The sequence below is a fragment of the Herminiimonas sp. CN genome, assembly GCF_000622895.1.
Taxonomy (GTDB): Bacteria; Pseudomonadota; Gammaproteobacteria; order Burkholderiales; family Burkholderiaceae_D; genus AVCC01.
This window is the reverse complement of sequence record NZ_AVCC01000009.1, coordinates 19099-43885: the sequence shown is the minus strand read 5'-3', so window position 1 is coordinate 43885 and position 24787 is coordinate 19099. Positions and strand designations below refer to the sequence as shown.

The 24787-nt window shown below is 62.5% G+C and carries 20 protein-coding genes and 1 riboswitch; of the genes, 6 read left to right on the top strand and 14 right to left on the bottom strand.

What is annotated here, in order from left to right:
• Positions 1 to 62: 62 nt before the first annotated feature.
• From HMCN_RS0103755 to HMCN_RS0103720, 8 genes are all read right to left on the bottom strand, one after another.
• Positions 63 to 3686, bottom strand: a complete 3624-nt coding sequence (locus HMCN_RS0103755) for an indolepyruvate ferredoxin oxidoreductase family protein (RefSeq protein WP_025916122.1) — start codon at positions 3684 to 3686, stop codon at positions 63 to 65.
• A gap of 149 nt (positions 3687 to 3835) precedes the next feature.
• Positions 3836 to 4741: a phenylalanine 4-monooxygenase gene (gene phhA / locus HMCN_RS0103750; RefSeq protein WP_025916121.1), complete on the bottom strand. Its 906-nt coding sequence runs from the start codon at positions 4739 to 4741 to the stop codon at positions 3836 to 3838.
• Between the two features lie 50 nt (positions 4742 to 4791).
• Positions 4792 to 5943: a 4-hydroxyphenylpyruvate dioxygenase gene (hppD, locus tag HMCN_RS0103745; protein ID WP_025916120.1), complete on the bottom strand. Its 1152-nt coding sequence runs from the start codon at positions 5941 to 5943 to the stop codon at positions 4792 to 4794.
• A 220-nt stretch (positions 5944 to 6163) separates the two neighbouring features.
• The gene (locus HMCN_RS0103740) at positions 6164 to 6847 is read right to left on the bottom strand and encodes a GNAT family N-acetyltransferase (protein WP_025916119.1); all 684 of its coding nucleotides are present in this window, start codon (positions 6845 to 6847) and stop codon (positions 6164 to 6166) included.
• Between the two features lie 72 nt (positions 6848 to 6919).
• Entirely contained in the window at positions 6920 to 8098 is a 1179-nt protein-coding gene (locus HMCN_RS0103735; protein WP_025916118.1) for a multifunctional CCA addition/repair protein, read from the bottom strand.
• Positions 8099 to 8117: 19 nt separating this feature from the next.
• On the bottom strand, positions 8118 to 8831 hold the full coding sequence (locus tag HMCN_RS0103730; RefSeq protein ID WP_025916117.1) for a glutathione S-transferase family protein: 714 nt from the start codon (positions 8829 to 8831) through the stop codon (positions 8118 to 8120).
• A 30-nt stretch (positions 8832 to 8861) separates the two neighbouring features.
• Positions 8862 to 9830: a complex I NDUFA9 subunit family protein gene (locus tag HMCN_RS0103725; protein ID WP_025916116.1), complete on the bottom strand. Its 969-nt coding sequence runs from the start codon at positions 9828 to 9830 to the stop codon at positions 8862 to 8864.
• A 158-nt stretch (positions 9831 to 9988) separates the two neighbouring features.
• The gene (locus HMCN_RS0103720) at positions 9989 to 11899 is read right to left on the bottom strand and encodes a lytic transglycosylase domain-containing protein (protein ID WP_035625681.1); all 1911 of its coding nucleotides are present in this window, start codon (positions 11897 to 11899) and stop codon (positions 9989 to 9991) included.
• A 51-nt stretch (positions 11900 to 11950) separates the two neighbouring features.
• Here HMCN_RS0103720 and HMCN_RS0103715 point away from each other — a divergent pair, with 51 nt between their 5' ends.
• On the top strand, positions 11951 to 12580 hold the full coding sequence (locus HMCN_RS0103715; RefSeq protein WP_051566753.1) for a 5-formyltetrahydrofolate cyclo-ligase: 630 nt from the start codon (positions 11951 to 11953) through the stop codon (positions 12578 to 12580).
• A gap of 25 nt (positions 12581 to 12605) precedes the next feature.
• Here HMCN_RS0103715 and metF read toward each other — a convergent pair whose 3' ends face one another.
• From metF to metK, 5 genes are all read right to left on the bottom strand, one after another.
• Positions 12606 to 13433: a methylenetetrahydrofolate reductase [NAD(P)H] gene (gene metF / locus HMCN_RS0103710; RefSeq protein WP_025916113.1), complete on the bottom strand. Its 828-nt coding sequence runs from the start codon at positions 13431 to 13433 to the stop codon at positions 12606 to 12608.
• Positions 13434 to 13775 (bottom strand): phage holin family protein, encoded by a 342-nt coding sequence (locus HMCN_RS0103705; RefSeq protein WP_025916112.1) that lies wholly within the window; start codon positions 13773 to 13775, stop codon positions 13434 to 13436.
• A 168-nt stretch (positions 13776 to 13943) separates the two neighbouring features.
• On the bottom strand, positions 13944 to 15380 hold the full coding sequence (gene ahcY, locus HMCN_RS0103700; protein WP_025916111.1) for an adenosylhomocysteinase: 1437 nt from the start codon (positions 15378 to 15380) through the stop codon (positions 13944 to 13946).
• A 27-nt stretch (positions 15381 to 15407) separates the two neighbouring features.
• A riboswitch (S-adenosyl-L-homocysteine riboswitch) is annotated at positions 15408 to 15493 on the bottom strand.
• A gap of 37 nt (positions 15494 to 15530) precedes the next feature.
• A complete protein-coding gene (locus tag HMCN_RS0103695) occupies positions 15531 to 16475 on the bottom strand; it encodes a M14 family murein peptide amidase A (protein WP_025916110.1) in 945 nt (314 codons plus the stop codon).
• 7 nt (positions 16476 to 16482) lie between these two features.
• Positions 16483 to 17646, bottom strand: a complete 1164-nt coding sequence (gene metK, locus HMCN_RS0103690; RefSeq protein WP_025916109.1) for a methionine adenosyltransferase — start codon at positions 17644 to 17646, stop codon at positions 16483 to 16485.
• Between the two features lie 170 nt (positions 17647 to 17816).
• Here metK and HMCN_RS0103685 point away from each other — a divergent pair, with 170 nt between their 5' ends.
• The 3 genes from HMCN_RS0103685 (at position 17817) to dapF (ending at position 20498) form a co-directional block, all read left to right on the top strand.
• Positions 17817 to 18683, top strand: coding sequence for a lysophospholipid acyltransferase family protein (locus HMCN_RS0103685; RefSeq protein WP_025916108.1), 867 nt, complete (start codon positions 17817 to 17819; stop codon positions 18681 to 18683).
• A complete protein-coding gene (locus HMCN_RS0103680) occupies positions 18680 to 19561 on the top strand; it encodes a lipid A biosynthesis acyltransferase (protein ID WP_025916107.1) in 882 nt (293 codons plus the stop codon). The genes HMCN_RS0103685 and HMCN_RS0103680 overlap by 4 nt, the downstream gene beginning before the upstream one ends.
• Positions 19562 to 19640: 79 nt before the next feature.
• On the top strand, positions 19641 to 20498 hold the full coding sequence (gene dapF / locus HMCN_RS0103675; protein WP_025916106.1) for a diaminopimelate epimerase: 858 nt from the start codon (positions 19641 to 19643) through the stop codon (positions 20496 to 20498).
• Between the two features lie 27 nt (positions 20499 to 20525).
• On the opposite strand, the gene HMCN_RS0103670 is transcribed toward dapF, so the two are convergent.
• Complete coding sequence (locus tag HMCN_RS0103670; RefSeq protein ID WP_025916105.1) at positions 20526 to 22070, bottom strand: tetratricopeptide repeat protein; 1545 nt, start codon at positions 22068 to 22070, stop codon at positions 20526 to 20528.
• A 368-nt stretch (positions 22071 to 22438) separates the two neighbouring features.
• Between HMCN_RS0103670 and HMCN_RS0103665 the strand changes: the two genes are divergently transcribed.
• Both HMCN_RS0103665 and HMCN_RS0103660 read left to right on the top strand, forming a co-directional pair.
• Positions 22439 to 23440, top strand: a complete 1002-nt coding sequence (locus tag HMCN_RS0103665; protein ID WP_025916104.1) for a porin — start codon at positions 22439 to 22441, stop codon at positions 23438 to 23440.
• Positions 23441 to 23752: 312 nt separating this feature from the next.
• Complete coding sequence (locus HMCN_RS0103660; protein WP_025916103.1) at positions 23753 to 24745, top strand: porin; 993 nt, start codon at positions 23753 to 23755, stop codon at positions 24743 to 24745.
• Positions 24746 to 24787: the final 42 nt, after the last annotated feature.

The following is a 24787-nucleotide window of genomic DNA, read 5'->3' as shown; positions in this document are numbered from 1 at the left end:
TGCCGGCTGTTTTCCTTTTGAAACACGTCATCGAGCGGGCAAACCTGCTCACCCGCTACGCGTCATGCCACCTGCTTGCCCACCGCCCCAATCGGAATCACCTTGGCGGCATGCGGGGCCTCGAACCCGGCTATCAATCCAGCTTCCTTCTGCTTGGCTGCAGCCAGATGCCGTTCCTTGACGTGACCGAAGCCGCGGATATCTTCCGGGATACTGGCAATCGCTACCGCTTTCGACAGGTTGTCTGTCGTTAATTTCGGCAGCAATTGCACGATCGTGTTGCGGTACTCGGCAATCAGGGCGCGCTCGGTCTTGCGTTCGTCGGTGTAGCCGAAAATATCCAGCGCGGTGCCGCGCACAGCCTTGCATTTGGCCAGCAGGCCGAAGGCTTTCATCATCCACGGGCCGAATTCCTGCTTGATCAGATGGCCTTTATTGTCGCGCTTGGCGAACAGCGGCGGCGCCAGGTGGAATTTCAGCCTGACATCGCCTTCGAACATGGCCGCCACCTTGTCGGCAAATGCACCGGTGGTATAGAGCCGCGCCACTTCGTACTCGTCCTTGTAGGCCATCAGCTTGAAGTAATAGCGCGCCACCGCTTCGGTCAGGCGCAGCGGCTTGCCGGCCGCAACCAGTGCCGATTCCACCGCCTTCACCTGGGCGACAAAATCGCCGTATTGCTGCGCGTAACGGGCGTTCTGGTACGCGGTCAGGACAGCGCTGCGCTTGGCAACGATGTCGTCCAAGGTCGGCGGCCGCTTGATTTCAATCACCTGGGCCGGCGCCGCCAGGCGCTGCACCGCCGCCGGGTCATGCGCTGCGGTGCGGCCCCATACGAACGATTTCAGATTGAAGTCGACCGAGACGCCGTTCAGTTCGATCGAGCGCACGATGGCGGCCTCCGACAGCGGCACCCAGCCCTTTTGCCAGGCGTAGCCGAGCATGAACATATTGGTGGCGATCGCGTCGCCCATCAGCGCAGTGGCGAGGTTGCCGGCGTCGATCACATCGACGTTGGCGCTGCCGCAGGCGGCGCGGATGCTGCTCTCGGCCGCTGCGCCCGGGTATTGCCAGTCCGGATTCTTGACGAAGGCGGCGGTCGGCGTGGCGGTCGAGTTGATCGCGGCAAAGGTGCGCCCCTCGCCCATGCGCGACAGCGCATCGCGGCTGGCAGTAACGATCACGTCGCAGCCGATCACCAGATCGGCCGCGCCGGTGCCGACCCGGGTCGAGTGGATCTCCTGCTGGTGGTCGGACAAAAGCACATGCGACATCACCGGCCCGCCCTTCTGGGCCAGGCCGCTCATGTCGAGCACCGAGCAGCCCTTGCCTTCCAGATGCGCAGCCATCGCCAGGATCTGGCCGACCGTGACCACGCCGGTGCCGCCGATGCCGGTAACCAGGATGCCGAACGGCGCCCTGGTATCTGGCAACACCGGCTGCGGCAAGATCGCCGCGCCGGTTATATCCGCGTTCTTGCCCGCGTTTTTGCCGGAGATGCCGGCCTTTTTCGGCTTCTTCAGCTGGCCGCCTTCGACCGTGACGAAGCTCGGGCAAAAGCCGCTGACGCAGGAAAAATCCTTGTTGCAGGACGACTGGTTGATCTGGCGCTTGCGGCCGAACTCGGTTTCCAGCGGCTCGACCGACAGGCAGTTCGATTGCACGCTGCAGTCGCCGCAGCCCTCGCACACCGCCTCGTTGATGACGACGCGCTTGGCCGGGTCAGGGTAGGCATTGCGCTTCCTGCGGCGGCGCTTCTCGGACGCGCAGGTCTGGTCGTAGATCATCGCCGACACGCCCTCGATCTCGCGCAGCTCGCGCTGCACCGCATCGAGTTCGCGGCGATGGCGGATGGTGACGCCCGGCGCCCAACTGGTGTCGGACGGATACTTGTCCGGCTCGTCGGTGACGATGATGATCGGCGTCACGCCTTCGGCGGCGATCTGGCGCGAAATCATCGCCGGGTCCTGCGGGCCGTCGAACGGCTGGCCGCCGGTCATCGCAACCGCATCGTTGAACAGGATCTTGTAGGTGATATTCACCTTGGCGGCGACTGCGGCGCGGATCGCCAGCAGGCCCGAATGCTGATAAGTGCCGTCGCCCAAATTGGCGAACACATGCTTCTCGCTGGTGAACGGCGCATGACCGACCCAGGTCACGCCTTCGGCGCCCATGTGGGTGAAGGTGGATGTTTCGCGCTCCATCCACAGCACCATGTAATGGCAGCCGATGCCGGCCAGCGCACGGCTGCCGTCCGGCACCTTGGTCGAGGTATTGTGCGGGCAGCCGGAGCAGAAATGCGGGATGCGGTCCGTGGCCGGATTCGGCTTGACGCTGACCTGCAGCACCGCTTCCTTGGCTTCCAGATAGGCGATGCGCTCCCTGACGCGCGCCTCGGCCGGATGGCCGGCAAAATACTTCGAGATGCGCGACGCGATCGCGCGCGCAATTTGCGCCGGATTCAACTCGTAAGTGGCCGGCAGCAGCCAGTCGCCGTGGCCGGCACGGTGCGGGTTGCTCCACTCGCCGGTGTCATCGAACTTGCCGACCACGCGCGGGCGCTCGGCATCCGGCAGGTTGTACAGTTCTTCCTTGAGCTGGTATTCCAGTATCTGACGCTTCTCCTCCACCACCAGGATTTCTTCCAGCCCCTGCGCGAATTCGTGCACGCCCTGCGCTTCCAGCGGCCAGGTCATGCCGATCTTGTAAAGCCGGATGCCGATCTCGCGCGCAACATGCGCGTCGATGCCGAGGTCGGCCAGCGCCTGGCGCGTGTCCAGATACGACTTGCCGGCGGTGATGATGCCGATCTTCGCTTGCGGCGCATCCCAGATGATTTTGTTGAGCTGGTTGGCACGGGCGTAGGCCAGCGCCGCGTACCATTTGTAATTGTTCATCCGCGCTTCCTGCTCCAGCACGGCGTCCGGCCAGCGGATATTCAGGCCGCCTGCCGGCAGGTCGAAGTCGGCCGGCAACCGGATCTGGACCCGGTCCGGATCGAGATCGACCGAGGCGCCGGATTCGACGATGTCGGTCACGCATTTCATCGCCACCCACAGGCCGGTGTAACGGCTCATCGCCAGCCCGTGCAGGCCGTAATCGAGGTATTCCTGCACCGAGGATGGGTACAGCACCGGGATGCCGCAGGCTTTCAGGATGTGTTCGCTCTGGTGCGCGGTAGTCGAGGATTTGGCCGCATGGTCGTCGCCGGCCAGCACCAGCACCCCGCCCAGCGGGGCGCTGCCGGCCATGTTGGCGTGCTTGAAGACGTCGCCGCAGCGGTCCACGCCCGGGCCCTTGCCGTACCAGATGCCGAACACGCCATCGACTTTGGCGTCCGGAAACAGATTGACCTGCTGCGTGCCCCAGACGCTGGTGGCGGCCAGGTCTTCGTTCAGGCCGGGCTGGAACTTGATATTGTGGGCGTCCAGATGCTGTTTCGCCTTCATCGCGGTCAGATCGACGCTGCCCAGCGGCGAGCCGCGATAGCCGGTGATGTAGCCGGCGGTATTCAGGCCGGCGGCCTGGTCGCGCTGGCGCTGCAGCAGCGCCAGCCGGATCAGCGCCTGGGTGCCGGTCATGAAGGCGCGGCCGCGTTCCAGCGTGAATTTGTCGTCGAGGGAAATGGCGTCGTCGAACTGCGGCGCAAGCGCTTGCGACTGCCCGGCGGGTAGTGGTGCATTCATAGATTTGTCTCCGTGCCAAAAATTATGTCTTTGGGTGCGATGATTTCGCTGTCAAACGAGCTTGCCTTGTGAGCAAACTGCTTTTATGTTTTGACTTTCTTCAGGGTAGCACAGCAGCCGGTTTTACTCATTGCGCAACGCAACATGCATCATGCAGGCGCGGCAATTCCGAGCTCCGCCTCACCCGGCAGCAGGGTATCGGCTGGCAGCGCTGCCAGCGCTTTCAGGCGGGCATAGACCGGCGTGAAATCCGGCTCGGTTTCCTCGAACAATTGCTGGAAATTCGGGATCACGAAATAGGTTTCCTGATAGGTATCGATCTTGTACAAGGTGCGCATCACCCGCTCCACGTCCAGTGGAATGCGGTGCGGCAGCGGGCTGTGCAGGGAATATTCGACCTCGCCGCCGGACGACAGGATGCCGGCGCCATAGATGCGCAAACCCTGCGGGGTCTGGATCAGGCCGAATTCGATCGTGTACCAGTACAGCCGCGCCAGATACTCCAGCCCGTCGAGCTTCAGCGCCTTCAGCCCGGCTTGGCCGTAACGCTGCAAGTAATCGGCAAACACCGGGTCCAGCAGCAACGGCACATGGCCGAAGAAGTCGTGGAACAGGTCCGGTTCGACAATATAATCGAATTCCTCCGGCTCGCGCAGCCAGACCGTGACCGGAAAGCGGCGATGCGCCAGATGGGTGAAGAAAGTCAGTTCCGGCACCAGCCCGGGCACCGCCACCAGCCGCCAGCCGGTGGCGGCAGACAGGATGTCGGAAACCTGCGCCAGATCGGGTATGCCGGCGGCCGCATCCAGCTTGGCCATCCCCTTGAGAAATTCGTCGCAGGCGCGCCCCGGCACCAGTCTGGCCTGGCGCTGGTACAGCCGGCGCCACAGCGCGTGCTGTTCGGGCGTGTAGGCCTGCCAGTCCTGCCTGACCACGTACTCGGCATCGGCGTGGGTGTAGTCGCCGCGCAGGGCGGCGCCATGCGACTTTTCCGCCACGGCGGCAAAGAAATTATCGGTATTCGGATGCTTGTCCTGCTTGTCCTGCTTGTCCATAATGCGATCGATTCATGAAAATCGGCTGCGGCGCGCCCTCTGCTACTGAACTACTGAACCACTCCGCCGCGATCGTCCTTGAGCACACCACGTTTGATCTGGTCGAGCTCGATTGATTCAAACAATGCGCGGAAATTGCCCTCGCCGAAACCCTGGTCGCCCTTGCGCTGGATGATTTCGAAAAAAATCGGGCCGATCACGGTTCGGGTGAAGATTTGCAGCAGCAATGCGCGCTGGCTCGCGTTGCTGTTGCCGTCGATCAGGATATTCAGCCGGCGCAACGCCTCCAGGTCTTCGCCATGCGCGGGCAGACGGCGCTCGACCAGATCGTAATAGCTGTCCACGGTGTGCTGGAACATCACCTGGCGCGCCTGCATCTGCTGCACCGTGGCGTAGATGTTGTCGGTGCCGAGCGCAATGTGCTGGATGCCTTCGCCGTGGTACAGGGTCAGGTATTCGGCGATTTGCGACTGGTCGTCGGACGATTCGTTGATCGGGATGCGAATCTTGCCGCAGGGCGAAGTCATCGCCTTCGATTTCAGGCCGGTCAGCTTGCCCTCGATGTCGAAGTAGCGCACTTCGCGGAAATTGAACAGGTTCTCGTAAAACTCGGCCCATTCCTTCATGCGGCCGCGGTGCACGTTGTGGGTCAGGTGATCGATGTAGGTCAGGCCCGCTCCTTTCACAGCTTCGGCCGGATTGGCTTGAGCACCGGGCAATGCGACGAAATCGACGTCGTAGATGCTGATGTCGCCGATCGCGCCGGCGCCGCCCGGCGATGCGCCGCTCGCTGCATCCTTGCCGCGCCAGCGGTCGACGAAGTAGATCAGCGAATCGCCGATGCCCTTGATGGCCGGGATGCTCAGTTCCATCGGGCCGGTCCGGTTGTCGAAACCCCAGGCGCCCAGGCCCAGCGCGCGCCGGTAGGCGAACGCCGCGTCCCTGACGCGGAATGCGATCGCGCAGATCGACGGTCCGTGCTGGCGCGCAAAGCGCTGCGCGAACGAATCCGGCTCGGCATTGATGAGGAAGTTGATCTCACCCTGACGGTACAGCGTCACATCCTTGTGGCGGTGGCGGGCAATCGCGGCAAAGCCCATCTGCTCGAATATCGCGCCCAGCGCCTTCGGATCCGGCGCCGCGTATTCGATGAACTCGAAGCCGTCGGTGCCCATCGGATTGTCCCAGGGTTGAAAGTCCATGCCGGTCTCCATGCTTGTCATGAAAACAGTATAGGCGGTACGCATCGGACCTGTCGCGATTATCAATCGACTATCAATCGCACCGGCAGGAATTGCCGAATAGTCCGTTACATTTTACAAATATGGCGGGTATATCAAAAAATAATGCAATCAAACACTATTTAACTGCGTAATTAATAATTACATACTGCAGTATATTTCCAAGCCAAAACGGAAGGAATCAACCTTCCTTGAAGCCGGGCAGGCTTGACAGCCACTTGACCGCAGCGCGGGTGTTGGCCTTGAGCGCGTAATCGAGACTGGCGACCTGCTCCTGCACCGCCTCCTTGAACACGGTGCCGGGACTGGCGGGCAGCAGCGTCAGATAGGCATCGGCTTCGCCATAATCGCGGTGGATCTCCATCCCGGCCTTTTTGGCGATATGGATCATCACCCGATTCGAGGTCAGGCAATGCATGTAGAGCGTATCGACATCGGCATTGCGGCAATGGATGGCGGCGCGCTCGAACAGCTTCGAGCCGACTCCCTGGCCGCGCCCGCTGACGCTGACCGAAACGCCGAATTCGGCGATCCGCTCTTTCAGCGTGGCAGACACCGAGTCCGGGTAAGTTTCGCGCGGGGCAAACGCCAGATGACCGACGCCGACCAGCTTGAACTTGCTGTCGTACACGCCGAAGATGGTGTCGCGCGAAAAATCAAGCTGACTCACATACCGGACAATCAGCTCATCGTTCAGACGCATGCCGAAGCGCAAGGTGCGGTCTTCATCATCCAGCGCCAGAAAATGCCGCAGAATACGGCGCCGGTCGCGCTCGGACAGTTCCTTGACGCGAACCGTCAGCTTGCTCGTCGCGTCGCCGGCCGGGGCCGGTAAATCTTGCTTGGGTTTCTCGATTGTGCTCATGTTGGCGCCTCTTATTGTGCAGTGCACAATAACGATACCACATTCCGCGCCGGCCGGCTTTCCCGCAGCACATTACGGCCCGGATGCACCTGCTCTGAGCAGCGCCGCGAGCGCCGCCGTCCGCGCCGCATGGAGTGCCGGCGCGATGCGTTGCGGCTGGCCCGGATACGCTTGCGCGATGTCCGCAGCAACCCGGCCGGCATCGACCGCCTGCACGGCCGCCAGCGCCGCCAGCAGATGCTCAGGCTGCGGTTGATCCGCGCCGCCCTGTCCGCTGCATGCGACCGCCTGCAGCAGGCCGGCAAACCGCTGCGGCTTGCGCAACGCGTCGCAACGCTCGATCAGGCACACGATCGCATCGGCGTCGAGTTGCCGCGCAGCGCTGACCGCAGCGTATTCGCGCGCGGTCAGCAGAGCGAGGTCGCGGCAATCGTGCGGCACCCGCAGGCGCTCGCATACCGCTGCCACCGCAACCATATCCAGATCGTGCAGCAATACCGCAAATCGGCCCGGCAAGGCCATATTTTGTCGCGCAGCAACATCGATGGCCAGCATCGCCTGCAGGCCGGCATCGGTTTCCGGATGGCGCCGCGAACGCGCGCCCCACAGCGCGTCCAGTTCAGGCAGCAGGCGCGCCAGCGCACCGCAGTCGCGCAACACCGCAAACATGCGCGACGGCAACGCTTCCTGCAGACCGCGCGCCAGTTCCTGCCAGATCCGCTCCGGCACCAGCGCATCGACTTCGCCGGCGGCCACCATTTGCCGCATCAGCAGATTGGTTTCCGGCGCCACCTGAAAATCATGCGGCGGCAGCGCAAAGCGGGCGGCAAAGCGGGCCAGCCGCAGGATCCGCACCGGGTCTTCGGCAAACGCCGCCGAGACATGGCGGAACACCCGCGCCGCCAGGTCGCGCTGGCCGCCGAACGGATCGATCAGGCTGCCGTCCCCGGCGCGGGCGATCGCATTGATGGTCAGGTCGCGCCGCGCCAGATCCTGCTCCAGCGTGACCTCGGAATCGGCGTGAAGCAGGAAGCCCCTGTAGCCGGGCGCGGTCTTGCGTTCGGTGCGCGCCAGCGCGTATTCCTCGTGCGTTTTCGGATGGAGAAATACCGGAAAATCCTTGCCCACCGGGGTGAAGCCGCGCTGCAGCATCTGCTGCGGGGTGGCGCCGACCACCACGAAATCGCGGTCCTGCACCGGCAAGCCCAGCAGCGCATCGCGCACCGCGCCGCCGACCGTATAGATTTCCATCGGAATCAATCCGGCAACATCAGGCCGGGCCGGCGTCGTACTTGGCCGAGCGCTCCGGCTCGGCCAGCGCCTCGCGCATCCATTGCGCCACCGCCGGGTGGGCCGCAACCCGGTCCGCATACGCCTGCAGCGCCGGCGCCAGCGACACCTGATAACTGCGGAAGCGCATCACCACCGGCGCATAGTAGGCGTCGGCAATCGAAAACGCGCCGAACAGGAATTGATGGTGGCCGAAGCGCGCCAGGCATTCCTCCCAGATTTCGCAGATGCGTCCGATGTCGGCCTGGGCTTCGGGCGTGCGCCCCTTGCCGGGGAACGACATGCGGATATTCATCGACATCGCGCTGCGCAGGCCGGTGAAACCGGAATGCATCTCGGCGCAGATGCTGCGCGCCATCGCGCGGGCGGCGACATCCTGCGGCCACAGGTGCAGGTCGGGGAACTGCTCGGCCAGGTATTCGCAGATCGCCAGCGAATCCCAGACCGTGATGGCGCCGGCCTGCAGCACCGGCACCCGTCCGGCCGCACAAACCTCGGCGATACGGGTGGCGGTGTCGGGCCGGTCCAGCAGGATGCGGCTTTCCTCGAAGGGAATGCCGAACGCCGTCATCGCAACCCACGGCCGCATCGACCAGGACGAGTAATTCTTGTTGCCGATCACCAGCCGCAGGCCGGGTTTGCCGCCGTTGGTCAGGGTGTCGGACAGAGTGGTATCGGAATCGGTGATTTGCACGGCGATCTTTCCTGATGACTTTGATAATTGTTAACGGTGCGCGCCGGTGCGGTAATCGTCGTAGCGCGCGCGCGGCGAGCCGCCCGATAAATAGTACGGCGCCACCGCTTCCAGCGCCGCTGGCGTAATTCCCAACTCCGGCGCAATCGGCGCTTTTGCCACATTATCGACCTGCATCGAAGCCACATTGTCGCGGCTCATCAGCGGGCCGAACGGCGCATATTCCAGCAGCAGCGCCTGCAGCCGCGCGAGCCAATCCGGCAGTGCGATGATAGTGCGCGGACAACCGGCGTACAGGCCGGCCAGCTGCACCAACTGGCGCAGGCTGTAGACAGTCGGCCCGGCCAGTTCATAGGTATGGCCGACGGTTTGCTCGCAGGCCAGCGCATTGACGTACGCGCGCGCCACGTCCTCGACATGGATCGGCTGGAATTTCGCCTGCGCGCATCCGAGTGGAAACACCGGAAATATCCTTTGCATCGCCGCAAACATGTTCAGGAAATGGTCTCCTGCGCCAAACACCACGGAAGGCCGGAACACGGTGGTCTTCAGGCCCGGCTCGGACCACGCAGCAGCCTCGCCGGCAGCCTTCGAACGCTGGTACATCGATGGCCCGTTCACGTCAGCACCGAGCGCGCTCATGTGCAGATAGCGCGATACGCCGCTGGCCGCACAGGCTGCGACGATGCGTTTCGGCAATGCGACATGGGCGCGGGCGAAATCCGGGCCGTACGGAGCACCTCGCTTGCCCGGCCGCGAATGCAGTATCCCCACCAGATTGATTACTGCATCGGCATCCTGCATCAGGCGGCGCAGGACCGTCTCGTCGTGCACGTCGGCCTCGACCACATCGACCGTCGGCAGCGTGATCAGATGCTTGGCGCGCTCGCGGCGGCGGGTCGGCACGATTACCGCATGGCCGGCGCTGGACAATTGCGCGACCAGGCTGCTGCCGATGAATCCGCTGCCGCCGATCACTAACACGGTTGGGTATCGCATGTGCTATCACTCCCTGCATCTTGGCTGAAATAGTACTCAAAAGAAACATGGCAAATACTACACATTGTATATTTAATTACCGCAATTAAATCATGCTTAAAACCCAATGAAAATAGCCATACTCCCTATTTTTCACGTATTTCACGGACGATGCGCGGTTACTGCTTCGGCCCCACCGTGCCCAAGCGCTCCTTGAGCGACTGCGGCTGGCCGTCGAACAGGGCCGCATAATACGTTGCGTTCGACAATACGTTCTTGACGTAGCCCCGGGTTTCCGAAAACGGGATGGTCTCGGCAAAGATCGCGCCTTCCACCGTGCCCGGCAGGGTCGAGCGCCAAGCGCGCGGGCGGGCCGGGCCGGCATTGTAGGCAGCGGTTGCCAGCGCCTGCGAGCCGTCCAGATCGTTAAGCACGATATTCAGGTAATTGGTGCCGAGCAGGATGTTGGTGTCGATCTCGTTGACGCGGGCCGGCGCGAAGTCGCCGAAGCCGATCTTGTTGGCAACCCACCTGGCGGTGGCCGGCATGATCTGCATCAGGCCGGACGCGCCGACCTGCGAGCGCGCATCCATGATGAAGCGCGACTCCTGCCGGATCAGCCCGTAGACCCAGGCCATGTCGATTCCCAGCCGCTGCGTGTTGGCGTGCATGATGTCGCGAAACGGGGTCGGAAAGCGCTGCTCGAAATCGACCTCGGCCCTGGTGCGGTCGGAGGTGTTGACCATCCGGTCCAGCACGTTGTTCTGGCGCGCGAATTCGGCTGCCGCCAGATGCTGGCGATCGCTCATCTTGCGCAGCTCCCAGTTCCATTCGCGGACGCCTTCGAAGCGCAAATTCATCTGGAAAAACTTCATTGCCCGGCGCAAACCCGGATTCGCCGCCATCGCCGCCACTTCGCTTGGCGCGGGCTTGGCGGCGCTGGCAGGAATGGTGATCTTGCGGCCGCTTTCCTCGATCGCCAGCTGGCCGTAAAAATTGGTCTGGTCGGCAATCGAGGCGAACAGCTGTTGCGCCGCCTCGCTCTGCCCTTGCGCCTTCAGCGCCCGCGCCGACCAGTAGACCCAGGTGGCGTCGCCGCGCAGCTTGGCCGGCATCGCATCGATGGCTGCGCCGACTTGCTTCCAGTCGCCGGCGCGCAGGGCCGCGCGCGCGCGCCACTGATACCCTTCCAGGGACAGGCGGGCGCCATCGGCACGGCGCCAGTAAGCGGCCGCTTCCGGCGCCAGGCTGAACGAGGCCGGCAAGGCGATCTGCGCCCACGCCTGCGCCTGCTCCCGCGGCGTCAAGACAGCACCATTGCCGGACAACGCGCGCACGGCCTGCTCCGGGCTGGTTTTGGCGAGGCGGCCGAGCGCGATCAGATAGGCCTCATGCGCGCCGCGCCCGTTGCCGGGGCCGTAAGCTGCGGCCAGCGCCGGCTGGCTGATGGCGACCGCCACTTTTTCGACCATCGGCGAATCGACCAGCGCGGTCACTTGCCGCGCCAGCGCCAGATTGTTGACCTCGGCCGCCAGCCGGACTTGCTCCCACAGGTCATTCTGGTCGAACTGCCCGGTTTCGGCCAGCCGCGTCAGCAAGGCCACGCACGCAACGCCGTAATCCTTCGGCACCGCCAGCAGCGTGCGGGCGTCCGCCGCCACCTGCTGGCCCTTGTCGATGCGCGACATCAGCGCATAACATTTGAGCTGGGTATCGTCGTCGAGCGCAAATTGCGCATACTGCTCATCGAATCTGGCCCAGTCGCGCGTACGGCCGAGTTCCAGCAGCCAGTCGTTGCGCAGGCGGTCGGCAATCGCAGTGCCGTCATAGCGCGTCAGGAAGCCGCGGATTTCAGCTTCCGGCACAGTTTTCAGGTGTACCCTGATGCGGTAGTAGTTGACATACGAATCGATGGCATAATTTGACAGCCGCGACGCAATGCGATCGGTTTTATCGGCGTCCGAGCGGCGCGCGGCATCGCGCAGCGCAATGAAGTCCTCGTCTTCGGCTTGCCTGAATTGCGCATGGGCCGCAGGCAGCAGCAGAAGCAGCGCCGCAGCGGCAAGCGCAGTGCGGGCAAATCGGCGCATTCGGCCGCTTCGATCGACGGTAAACATAAGCACGACTTTCACTAATTCTGTATGACACCTTCCAGCATAGCACGCGATTCCGGCAATACTTTGGCGCATGACAAGCTACCGCAAACGGACCGTGCGGCAGCGGACAAAAACGCGCTGCGGCGCAGCCTGATCAGGCTGCGCCGCAGCATCGCAGCGCAGCAGCGCGCCGAATACGACAGCGCCATCGGCCGCCACGTCGCCAACTGGTGGCGCGCCCATCCGGTGCCGGTGCTGGGCGTGTACTGGCCGATCCACCACGAACCGGATTTGCATGCGGCGTATGCCGAACTGGCCGCAGCCGGGGTGCAGCTGGCGCTGCCGGTAGTCGCGGCGCCGGATGCGCCGCTGCAATTCGCCGCCTGGACCCCGGGCGCGCTGCTGGTCAAGGATACGTTCGGGGTAGCGATTCCGACCGGGACCATCGTCCCGCTGCAGCCGCAGGCATTGCTGATTCCGTGCGTCGGATTTAGCGCCGCCGGCTTCCGGCTCGGCTATGGCGGCGGCTTTTACGACCGCACGCTGGCCGGCTCGACCCGGCCGCTCGCCATCGGCATCGCCTACACCTGCAGCCGCGCCGAGTTTGGCGCTGCCGCGCACGACGTGGCGCTGGATGCGATCGTCACCGAAGACGGCATCCTGGCGCGCGGCTGATAGCTTTGTTTTTTTTACGCGGCGATCACTTCAGGCGCTGCCAGATCGCGCTGGTCGCCGCCGACTGATTCATCGAGTAAAAATGCAGCCCGGGCGCGCCGCCGGCCAGCAGGCGCTCGCACAGTTGCGCCACCACATCCAGGCCGAAGGCCTTGATCGAGTCGGAATCATCGCCGAAGCTGGCCAGCTTCAGCCGGATCCAGCGCGGGATTTCAGTGCCGCACATGTCGGAAAAACGCGTCAGCTGCGAATAGTTAGTGATCGGCATGATGCCCGGCACCACCGGCACCGCCACGCCCAGCTTGCGGGCATTGTCCAGAAACTGGAAATACGCATCGGCATTGTAGAAATACTGGGTGATCGCGGCATTCGCGCCGGCCTGCACCTTGCGCGCAAAATTCTGCAGGTCGTCCTGCGGCGACTTCGCCTGCGGGTGCATTTCGGGATAGGCCGCCACCTCGATATGGAACCAGTCGCCGGTCTCGGCCCGGATGAACTCGACCAGTTCGCTGGCGTAGCGCAGTTCGCCGGCGCCGCCGTAACCGCTCGGCAAATCGCCGCGCAAAGCCACCAGCCGGCGAATCCCGTGCGACTTGAACTCCGCCAGAATGGCGCGGATCGATTCCTTCGAGCTGCCGACGCAGGACAGATGCGGCGCGGCCTGCTGGCCCTCGCGCATGATTTCAAGCACGGTGTCGAGCGTGCCTTGCTGGGTGGAGCCGCCGGCGCCGAACGTCACCGAAAAGTATTTCGGATGCAGTTCGGCCAGTTTTGCGCGCGTCGCACGCAGTTTTTCCGCTCCTTCGGCAGTTTTTGGCGGGAAAAATTCGATGCTAAAGTTTTCTTTTGACATTTATTTCTTCAGAAGGATCGCCGACAAGGCCCAGGAAATGATGCTGAACAGCAAGGCGCCGCCGACCGCCGACCAGAAACCGCCGACGTGGAAGCCATCGACCATGCTGGCCACCGCCCAGAACATCAGCCCGTTGATGACAAAAATGAACAAGCCCATCGTCAGCACCGTGACCGGCAGGGTCAGCAGCACGAAAAGCGGCCGGATCAGCGTATTGACCAGACCCAGCAGCAGCGCAGCGATTAAGGCAGTGGCAAAGCTGTCGACCCGCACCGAATGCATCAGGTACGGCAGGGCCAGCAAAGCTGCGGTATTGATAAGCCAGGAAACGAGTAAAAGCATGGCAACCTTTCGGGTTAAATGAAGCGCACCAGCATGCGCGCCGAGAAAACCCCGGAAACAAACATATACTGCCTATGGCAGCATATGTTTTCCGCATATAAATAGCGATGAGTTTAAACATACCCGATACTATTTATAAAAACTGGAGCGGGGTCCGGCCGGCCCGGATTAATACCGGTAATGCTCCGGCTTGTAAGGGCCGGCCTTGGTCACGCCGATGTAGGCGGCCTGCTCGTCGGTCAGTTCGGTCAGCTGCGCATTGAGTTTCTTCAACTGCAGCCGCGCGACTTTTTCATCCAGGTGTTTCGGCAGCGTATACACGCCGACCGGATAGGCGGCGGTATTGGCGAACAATTCGATCTGCGCAATGGTCTGGTTGGCGAACGACGAGCTCATCACGTACGACGGGTGGCCGGTGCCGCAGCCCAGGTTCACCAGCCGGCCTTCGGCCAGCAGGATGATGCGCTTGCCGTCCGGGAAGATCACGTGATCGACTTGCGGCTTGATGTTTTCCCAGGTGTATTGCTTGAGCGAAGCGACATCGATCTCGTTGTCGAAATGGCCGATGTTGCAGACGATCGCCTGATCCTTCATCTGCGCCAGGTGCGCATGGGTCAGGATGTGATAGTTGCCGGTGCAGGTGACGAAAATGTCGCCGTGCGCGGCCGCGTAATCCATCGTCACCACGCGGTAGCCTTCCATCGCCGCCTGCAGCGCGCAGATCGGATCGATTTCGGTCACCCAGACCTGCGCCGACAAGGCCCGCATCGCCTGCGCCGAACCCTTGCCGACGTCGCCGTAACCGGCGATCACCGCCACCTTGCCGGCGATCATCACGTCGGTGGCGCGCTTGATGCCGTCGACCAGCGATTCGCGGCAGCCGTACAGGTTGTCGAACTTGGATTTGGTCACCGAGTCGTTGACGTTAATGGCCGGGAACGCCAGCTTGCCGTCCTTGTGCATCTGGTACAAGCGGTGCACGCCGGTGGTGGTTTCCTCGGTCACGCCCTTGACTTGCGCCAAGCGGGTCGAATACCAGCCGGGCTGGCTGGCCAGACGCTTCTTGATCGAATTGAACAGGCAGATTTCTTCCTCCGAAGCCGGATTAGCCAGCACTGAAGCATCCTGCTCGGCGCGCGTGCCCAGGTGCAGCAACAGCGTTGCGTCGCCGCCGTCGTCGAGGATCATGTTGGCCTGCTGTGCGCCGGTCCATTCGAAGATGCGGTGGGTGAATTCCCAGTAGTCATCCAGCGATTCGCCCTTGAAGGCGAACACCGGGGTGCCGGCGGCGGCAATCGCGGCGGCGGCGTGATCCTGGGTCGAGTAGATATTGCAGGAAGCCCAGCGCACATCGGCGCCAAGCGCCTCCAGGGTCTGGATCAGCACCGCGGTCTGGATCGTCATGTGGATCGAACCGGCAATCCGCGCGCCTTTCAATGGCTGGGCTGCGGCGAATTCCTCGCGGATCGCCATCAGGCCCGGCATTTCGGTTTCGGCGATGCGGATTTCCTTGCGGCCCCAATCGGCCAGGGACAGGTCGGCAACTGCGTAATCGGCGAATGTATTTTTGGTGTTGCTGGTGGAAGCGGAAACTGCGGCGTTCATCACGCCCTCCTTTCAGTTAGAAAAAAAGAAACGTGAGCGCAGTTGCGGTAAGAATTGCCCAAGCCTGATACCGTTCATCCGGGATAAACAGTACTGCAACGCTCCTTGGGGAGTGGAATTATATCCCAGATAAAAAGCCTGTAAACTTTTCTATTGCGCCAGTTTCCGCGATGCGGCAGTCGATGCTTCCAGCGGCGGCGCCTGCGCCGGCAGATTGCGCTGTATCCAGTCCAACATGTCCTGCCAGATGCGCTGCACTTCCGCGTCCGGCGGCATGGCACGGGCGTTAGGCAATTCGATGGTGATGACCGGGATGTTCTTGTGCAGGCCGCCGTAATTGCCGAGCGACCCGGGATAGATGCCGACGCGGTTGTAGATCAGGTGGCCGAAGCGTTGCGGCGGCTTCTCCGCTCCATCAAAATCGAGGACGCCGAACGGTGCGTGCACCGAGACGATCAGCTGCGGCCGGAAGCGCTCGATTTCTTTTTGCACCCAGCGGCTTTCCGGCTCCGACAACGGCGCGGTGCCGGGAAAGCGGCGCGGATCGCTGCGGGTTGTTTGAGCCCAGTAACGCGGCGCCTCGGCTTGCCAATTTGGCGTCGGGAAGTTGCGATTAAGATCAACTCCGTGCGCATTGACGCGGCTCGGTTTTGTGGCCAGCAAGCCATCCGGATTGACCACCGGCACTATTTTCCAGCGAAACATCTGCGCCGGCGGCATCTGCGCCCACTGCAGCCACCGAAACACGATGGATACCGAGGTCAATTCATCGCCGTGTATGCCGCCGATCAACAGGATGCGCAGCGGCGGCGCGGCCTTGCTTGCGTTCTTGCTGTTCGCCGGCGCGATATCGCGCGCAAGAATCGGAAAACCCTTATGCGATTTGACGCCGGTCGGCAGCAAGCCGCTATTGAGGCAACTCGCAAGCGACACGCTGTGCAAGCGGTTCGACAGGCGCTGGCACCAGTCCGGCGCCGTCTCGGCTTGTGCCGGACTGGCGGCGCCGCTCAAACCGAGCAGCGCCAGCCCAACCGCAATGCAGCAGCGAACCCGGCAAGGCGGCCGGCGGCGCACGATGGTTCCGGCGCGTGGCATTTGACGGCTACAGCCCGGCTGCGGCGCGCAGGGCGGCCGCCTTGTCGGTGCGTTCCCAGCTGAATTCCGGCTCTTCGCGGCCGAAGTGGCCGTAGGCGGCGGTCTTGGCGTAGATCGGACGCAGCAGGTCGAGCATCTGGACGATGCCTTTCGGGCGCAGGTCGAAATGCTCCAGCACCAGTTGCGCCAGTGCCTCATCGCTGATCTTGCCGGTGCCGAAGGTGGTCACCATGACCGAAGTCGGGCGCGCCACGCCAATTGCGTATGAGACCTGGATCTGGCAGCGCTCGGCCAGGCCGGCGGCGACGATGTTCTTCGCCACGTAGCGGCCGGCGTAGGCGGCCGAACGGTCGACCTTGCTCGGGTCCTTGCCGGAAAATGCGCCGCCGCCGTGCGGCGCTGCGCCGCCGTAGGTATCGACGATGATCTTGCGCCCGGTCAGGCCGCAATCGCCTTGCGGCCCGCCGATCACGAAACGCCCGGTCGGATTGATCAGGTAACGGGTTTCCTTGAGCCACTCGCGCGGCACCACCGGCCGGATGATTTCCTCGATCGCCGCCTCCTCGATATCCTTGTGCTCCATCTCGGGCGCATGCTGGGTCGACAGCACGATGGTGTCGATGGCGACCGGGCGGCCGTCCACGTATTTCAATGTGACTTGCGATTTGGCGTCCGGGCGCAGCCACGGCAGGCGGCCGTCCTTGCGCAACTGCGACTGGCGCTCGACGATGCGGTGCGCGTAGTGGATCGCCGCCGGCATCAGTTCCGGCGTTTCGTCGCAGGCATAGCCGAACATCAGACCCTGGTCGCCGGCGCCCTGATCCAGATCCAGCCCCTGGCCTACGTTGACGCCCTGGGCGATGTCGGGCGATTGCTGGTCGTAGCAGACCATTACCGCGCAACCCTTGTAATCGATGCCGTATTCGGTATTGTCGTAGCCGATGCGCTTCAGGGTGTCGCGCGCGATGCGGATGTAATCGACGTGCGCGCTGGAAGTGATTTCGCCGGCCAGAACCACCAGCCCGGTATTGCACAGGGTTTCGGCGGCGACCCGGCCGGCCGGGTCCTGCTCCAGCACGGCGTCCAGGATCGCATCGGAAATCTGGTCGGCGACTTTGTCGGGATGACCTTCGGATACGGATTCGGAAGTGAAAAGATAGGTATTGGCCATGACAGGCTCCTATGACGGTGTTGGCAATGTCGCGGCCAATCCAATGAGCCTGCGACGCTTTAGCGAAATTTATATGCCGCCTCGCAAGTTGTCTCTGTTAACTCGGCGGATACTGCAATGTGATATTTTACGCCTCTTGCTCGCAATCGGTAAAGTCAGCCCCTTTCATCATGCTCGTCATCCTGTTTCGCCTGTTGTCACACCTTCCGCTATCCGCGCTGCACGCGCTCGGCGCCGCGCTGGGCTGGCTGGCCTATCTGGCCTCGCCGTCCTACCGCCGCCTTTTGTCGGAGAATATCCGCCGCGCCGGCCACGACGCGCACCGCAATGCGGCCATCCGCGAAGCCGGCAAGAGCATCCTGGAGCTGCCCTTCATCTGGTGCGCGCCGCAGGCGCGGGTGCTGCGCTGCGTCAAAGTCGAAAACTGGGAACTGGTGCAAAGCGCGCTCGATGCAAAACAAGGGATAATTTTCCTGACCCCGCACCTGGGCTGCTTCGAAATCACCGCCCAGTTTGTCGCTACCAGAACGCCGCTGACCGTAATGTACCGGCCGCCGCGCAAGGATGCGCTGAAACCGCTGATCGAAGGCGCGCGCGCGCGTGGAAACCTGTCGCTGGCCGCAGCCAACCTGTCCGGGGTGCGGGCCTTGTTCAAGTGTTTGAAAAAAGGCGGCGCGATCGGCCTGCTGCCGGACCAGGTGCCGCAAAACGGCGAAGGCGTGTGGGCCGATTTTTTCGGCAAGCCGGCGTACACGATGACCTTGCCGGCCAAACTGCATCAGATGTCGGGCGCGCCGATCCTTCTGACGTATGCGGAGCGGCTGCCGTTCGGGCGCGGCTACGTGCTTCGCTTCGTCCCATTCGAGGAAACGCTGGGCGGGACGCCGGAAACCCAGGCCGCCGCCATCAACCGCGCGATGGAACAGCTGATCGCGCGCTGTCCGGCGCAGTATTTCTGGAGCTACAACCGCTACAAGATTCCGGGCGGCGTGATGCCACCCGCTGCGGCGACTGCGGTTGCGGAGCCACAGGCATGAGGCTGTTGCTGGGCCTGATGTGGCTGCTGCACTGGCTGCCGCTGCCGCTGCTGGGACGGCTGGGCGAAGGCGTCGGCCGCCTGCTGTTCGTGCTGCTGCGCGCGCGCCGCCATATCACGCTGACCAATTTGCGCCTGTGCCTGCCGGACTTGAGCGAGGCCGAGCGCACCGCCATTGCCAAACAGCACTTCCAGGCGTATGCCCGCAGCGTGCTGGAGCGCGGCATCCTGTGGTGGGCATCGGAGGCGCGCCTGCGCCGGCTGATCCGGGTCGTGCCGCAGGTACCGGTGGATGCGATCGCGGCCCGGCCGACCATCCTGCTGTGCCCGCACTTTGTCGGCCTCGATGTGGCCGGGGTCGCGGTGATGCTGGAATCCTCGCTGTGCTCGATCTATACCGCGCAGCGCAGTCGGGTATTTGACGCTGCACTGCGCCGCGGCCGCTCGCGCTTTCGTCCGGTGCAATTGTTCTCCCGCGGCGAAGGCGTCAAACCCATCATTCGCGCGATGCGCCAGCGGGTGCCGTTTTTCATGCTGCCGGACATGGATTTCGGCGCCCGGGATGCCGAATTCGTGCCGTTTTTCGGCATCCCCGCCGCCACCCTGACGGCCCCGGCCCGGATTGCCGACATGACCGGGGCCCAGGTGATCCCGGTCGTCGCCACCTATCTGCCGCATTACCAGGGCTGGCAGGTACGGTTTTATTCCGCCGTGGAGGACTACCCCGGCGCCGACCTGATTGCGGCCACCCGCGCGATGAACGCCTTCATAGAACAACGCATAATGGAAGCGCCGGCCGAATATTTCTGGGCCCACAAACGCTTCAAGACGCGCCCGCCGGGGGTCTCGAGCGTGTATGAGCGGGCCTCCGCAAGCTGATCGTACACGGCACTGTATTTTTAAATCTCGCCTGAAAATATGCGAGAAAAGCATATTTTTTACGCATACCCAATATAAAATGAAAATAAAATTTACCAAGATGCACGGCGCCGGGAACGATTTCGTGGTGATCGACGCGATCCGCCAGCAGATCGACTTCACGCCGGCGCAATGGCAATTCATCGCCGACCGCCGCTTCGGCATCGGCGCCGACCAGATACTGGTGGTGGAACCGGCGCCAACGCCGGAAGTCGACTTCCGCTACCGGATTTACAACGCCGACGGCGGCGAAGTCGAACAGTGCGGCAACGGTGCGCGCGCCTTCGTGCGCTTCGTCACCGACAAGGGCTTGACCGCCAAGCGCAGCATCCGGGTGCAAACCCTGTCCGGCGTGATCGAGCCGCGGCTCGAAGCCGACGGCCGCATCACCGTCAACATGGGCGCACCGGTATTGGCCCCGGCGCAGGTGCCGTTCGACGCGCACGGCCTGCAAGGCAAGACTGAAGGCAGCGATACCCTATGGCCGCTGGAGATCGACGACGCCACCGCCTGGGTCTCGGTGGTTTCGATGGGCAACCCGCATGCGGTGCAGGTGGTGGCCGACGCCGAACAGGCGCCGGTCGCCGCCGACGGCCCGCAGATCGAGCGTCACCCGCGCTTTCCGAAGCGGGTCAATGCCGGTTTCATGCAGATCATCGACCGCCATCACATCGCGCTGCGGGTGTTCGAGCGCGGCACCGGCGAAACCCTGGCCTGCGGCACCGGCGCCTGCGCCGCGGCGGTCGCGGGAATCCGGCGCGGCCTGCTCGATGCGCCAGTGCAAGTCAGCATGCGCGGCGGCGAACTGTCGATTGCCTGGGCCGGCCCGAGCCAGCCGGTGCTGCTGACCGGCCCGGCAGTAACGGTGTTCGAGGGTGAAATCGAGATCCCTGATTGAAAATCCGCCTAGAGGCTGTCTTGCTTCCTACTCCGTATCCGCCAGCAAAGCCTTCAACCGGTATTGCCTCTGGCGGTAATTGCCTTCCGGTCCGGTCGGCCCGCAATCGACGTCCTCGAAAATGCGCTTGATGCGGTGCAATGCCTGCAATTCCTCGCCGGTTTGCAACAGGATCAAACGGCGCTTGCTGCGCGCGTTCTGGGCCCGGATATCGACCTGCAGGCAATGGCCGCAATCGGCCAGATTCAGGTCGATCAGCAATGCTTCCGCCCGCGACAGCCCGAACAGCGCCGCCAGCTCGATGCGCGCGGCCAGAAACGGCTGGGCCGCGCGCATCTCGCGCGTCACATGCTGCTGCGCCGCCACCGCCCATGCCGTCGGGGCCGCCGGCGCGGCAACCTTGGCCAGCAGCAGCAAGGCTTCCCGGCTGCCCTGCGCAGCCGCCTTTTGCAGCCAGTAGGCGGCGCGCACGTCGTTCGAAACCTCCTCGCGGCGGCTGCGCCAGGCCGCCGCACCGCATTCCAGTTGCGCCGCGCAATGCCCCATTTCGGCCGCATGTTCCAGATAGCGCCGGGCGTCGGCCAGGCTGCGCTGTGAAAACTCCGCCTTCAGATAAACCCGCGACAAGGCAAACCAAGCCTCGGCCGAACCTTGCTCGCCGGCCCGCGTGAGCCAGCCGATCGCCTTCCTGTAATGCGCGGAACCCGGCGCCATGGCGGCTCGCGCACCGTCGCTGTCGATCCGCGCCAGCCACAGACCGAGCGCCAGTTGCGCCTCACGATCCCCGGCATAAGCGGCCAGCTCCCAGCAGCGCTGCATCAGCGCCGCATCGGCATGTTCGGTGCAGGACAGCGCCTGCCCGGCGCGCGACAACAATCTCACTTCGCTCGCAGCCAGCCGCTGCGCCTGCGCTTTCAGTACTTCCGGCGCATCCGCCTCGGCAATAAGGGCAACGCCATCGACCAGCGCGCGCGCCAGCGGCAATGCGCGATGCAGAAATCCGCCCCAGTCCGATTCGGCCCATGCATGTTCGGCCAGCGCCTGCTGCGCCTGCGCCACGCCGCCATCGGCAGCACGGCCAGCCCACGCCAGCGGCGTCTGATCCGCCCCCGCCAGCGCCGGCGCGGATTCCGGCGCTGCCGCCCCAAGGCCGGCCTGGCGGGCCAATAGCCACTGCGCATCGGCGATCCCGGCCTGCGCCGCCGCCTGCAGCGCCTGCAACGCCTTGTCGCGCAAGGCCGGCTGCGGCGCGCTGGCGCTCTCCAGCACCAGACTGGCAAATACCAGCCCGGCCGGCAATACGCCGGCATCGAAAGCCTTTTCATACCAGGGCAGGTAAGACAGCGGCTTGGCAGCCAGGCGTACCGTTTCGACCGGAACATGGCTGCCGATCAGCATCCAGGCGGCGCTCTCGTCCTGGCGCGCCGCCCGCTCCAGCCAATGCAGCGCGGTTGGCAGGCTCTGCGGCAAGCCGCCGCCGCCGAACAGGTAGCGCGTGCCCAGCGCCAATTGCGCGGCAACCTCTCCGGCGCGCGCCCCCCGGATCAGCGCCAGCTCTTCACGCGTGGCCATAGTCGCAACATTTCCAAAAAATAATGCACATCAAAAATTGCTTCCCCATCAAACATTTACAGGAAATCAGCGGATAAAATCACAACAACTGTATTCTTAAAACAACAATCTACCACGCCACACCATAAATCGCTCAGCGGCAAAAACGCCCGAATGCCAACATGAGCACAAATACAAGGTCGTACTTCTGATCGAAGTCAACATAATATGTTTCCAAAAAACCACAACCTGCGACAGTTATACATATTTATCAAATGCATCAAAAGCCAACGCACCAATCCTGCTGCGACGCTGTCATTCATCCCTATCTTCTAACCTGTCCGCAACAAACGGATCCACAGACCACTAGTTTTCTTTTGGAGATACAAATGAAAAAAACCCTCATCGCATTGGCAGTTCTCGGCTCGGTAGCCAGCGTAGCCCAAGCACAATCGAATGTAACCATCTACGGCGTACTGGATGCCAGCATCGTTAAAACCACTGGCATCGCCACTTCGATGCAATCCGGCGACAACAACCGCATCGGCTTCAAAGGCACTGAAGATCTGGGCGGCGGTCTGTCCGCAACGTTCCAGATCGAACAACGCTTTGACATCGATACCGGCACAAACGAAGCCGGCACCCGCCCACTGTTCCAAGGCCGTTCCACTGTCGGCCTGGCCGGCGGTTTCGGCTCGATCAAACTCGGCCGCGAATTGACTGCGAAACAAGCAACCGCAGCCGCGTTTGATCCTTGGGGCGCAACCCGCAATCGCGGCGCATTCAATCCTGATCTGGGCGACGCCTATTACAACTCGTCAGTACTGGCAAACGGCGTTTCTCCAGAAGCAGCCGGCAACCGCTGGTCGAATGGCGTATTCTATAACTCGCCAGTCATGAGCGGCTTCCAAGCTAACGTTTCCGTTGCGACCAAAGAAGCACAAGCCGGCGTTACTCCTCCGAATGTTCCGTACTCCCTGACCGGCACTTACAACAACGGCCCGATCGCTGCCGCGTTGTCCTACGAGCGCAACAACGTTGACACCAAATTCTGGTCGTTGGCCGGTTCCTACAACGTTGGCATTGCCAACCTAATGGCAACCTACGCGCAGCAAAAATTCACTGACGATGAAAAAATCAAGGCATGGACCATCGGCGCCCGCGTAAATGCAGGCCCTGGCGACGTTTTGGTCGGCTACGGTCAAGCCCGTGCTGATAACGTTTCGGAAAAAGCCAAGAAATTCGCAATCGGCTACGAATACAAGTTGTCCAAGCGTACTTATGTGTATGCAGACGCGATCAACTACAAGAACAAGTTTAATCTGGCTACATCGACAGTTGACACCCGGTCCGTCAACACATTCGACATCGGCCTCCACCACAGCTTCTAAGCAAGGGTGATCTGATCCGTGCGTATGCCGGGTAACCGGCTGTGACGCGGCAGATTAAGCCTCTGCTTCTGGCAAGTTGAAAGGGTCTGCATGGGAAACCATGCAGACCCTTTTTTTGCATGCTGCAAGCCGTTTGTCACAAAGCCGTCATAAAAAAACAACGTTCGAGCGCCAGATTGCGCCATCTAACAAGGCATACTGAATGCAACGCGCGAATCCTTTGCTGTCCTGAGCAAGAACGTCTTAAAGTGATGCACATATTCGGCAGGTTCGGATATTCAGAGCACAACTCTTTAACCAAGGATACGCAAAATGAAAAAAACTCTCATCGCACTGGCAGTGCTGGCTTCAGCCGCCGGCGCAGCGCAAGCACAATCCGCAGTCACCATCTACGGTAAGCTGGACTTGGGTCTGGAAAAAGTCACCGGCACACCAACCAGCCTGGAAGGCAATCACCAGAGCCGCCTCGGCTTCAAGGGCACGGAAGACCTCGGTGGCGGCCTGTCCGCGATTTTCCAAGTCGAAACCCGTTTCAATGCCGACACTGGCGCAGTCAGGGGCTACTCCAATGTTCCTGGTGGCGCCGCTGTTGCAAGCCCATTGTTCGGCGGTCAATCGATCGTCGGCCTGACCGGCGGTTTCGGTACCGTTAAACTGGGCCGCACTTACAACATCGTCGACGAGGTTTCCTCCGCCGCGATTGACCCATTCGAAGGCGACGGCGTTCCAGGATTGAACGCGCTGACAACGCCGCGCATCAGCAACACGGTAACCTACGTCAGCCCAAGCATGAGCGGCTTTAACGCAAGCGCTCAAGTGCAACTGTCTGAAGTCTCCGGCCAGAAAAACGGCTGGGGCCTCGCTGGCGCCTACAACAACGGCCCGATCTATGTCGGCCTGGGCTATCAAAAGCTGACTGCGCTTGTACCTGATGGCGTACAGCCAAACATCTGGGGCATCAGCGGCTCCTACACATTTGGCCCAGCCAAAATCGCACTCGGCTACGACCAGGGCGACGCCAAAATTGCTGGCGTACCAAAAGCCAAAAACTGGGTTGTTGCCGGAACTTATGAAATCGGTTCCGGCCTGATCAAGGCGGCTTACAACCGGACCAAAGATGGCGTGGACGGCACCATCACTGGCAACGGCCTGGCTTTCGAAAAAATCCAGAAAGTGTCGATCGGCTACCAGCACAATCTGTCCAAGCGCACTTCGCTGTATGCTGACATCGCACGCACCAAGTACACCACCCCTGATGTTGACTCATCTAATGGCGTAGGCGTAGGCATCACACACAACTTCTGATGATCTGAAGACATGACCTGACCGCTTGCCTGGCCCAGCGCC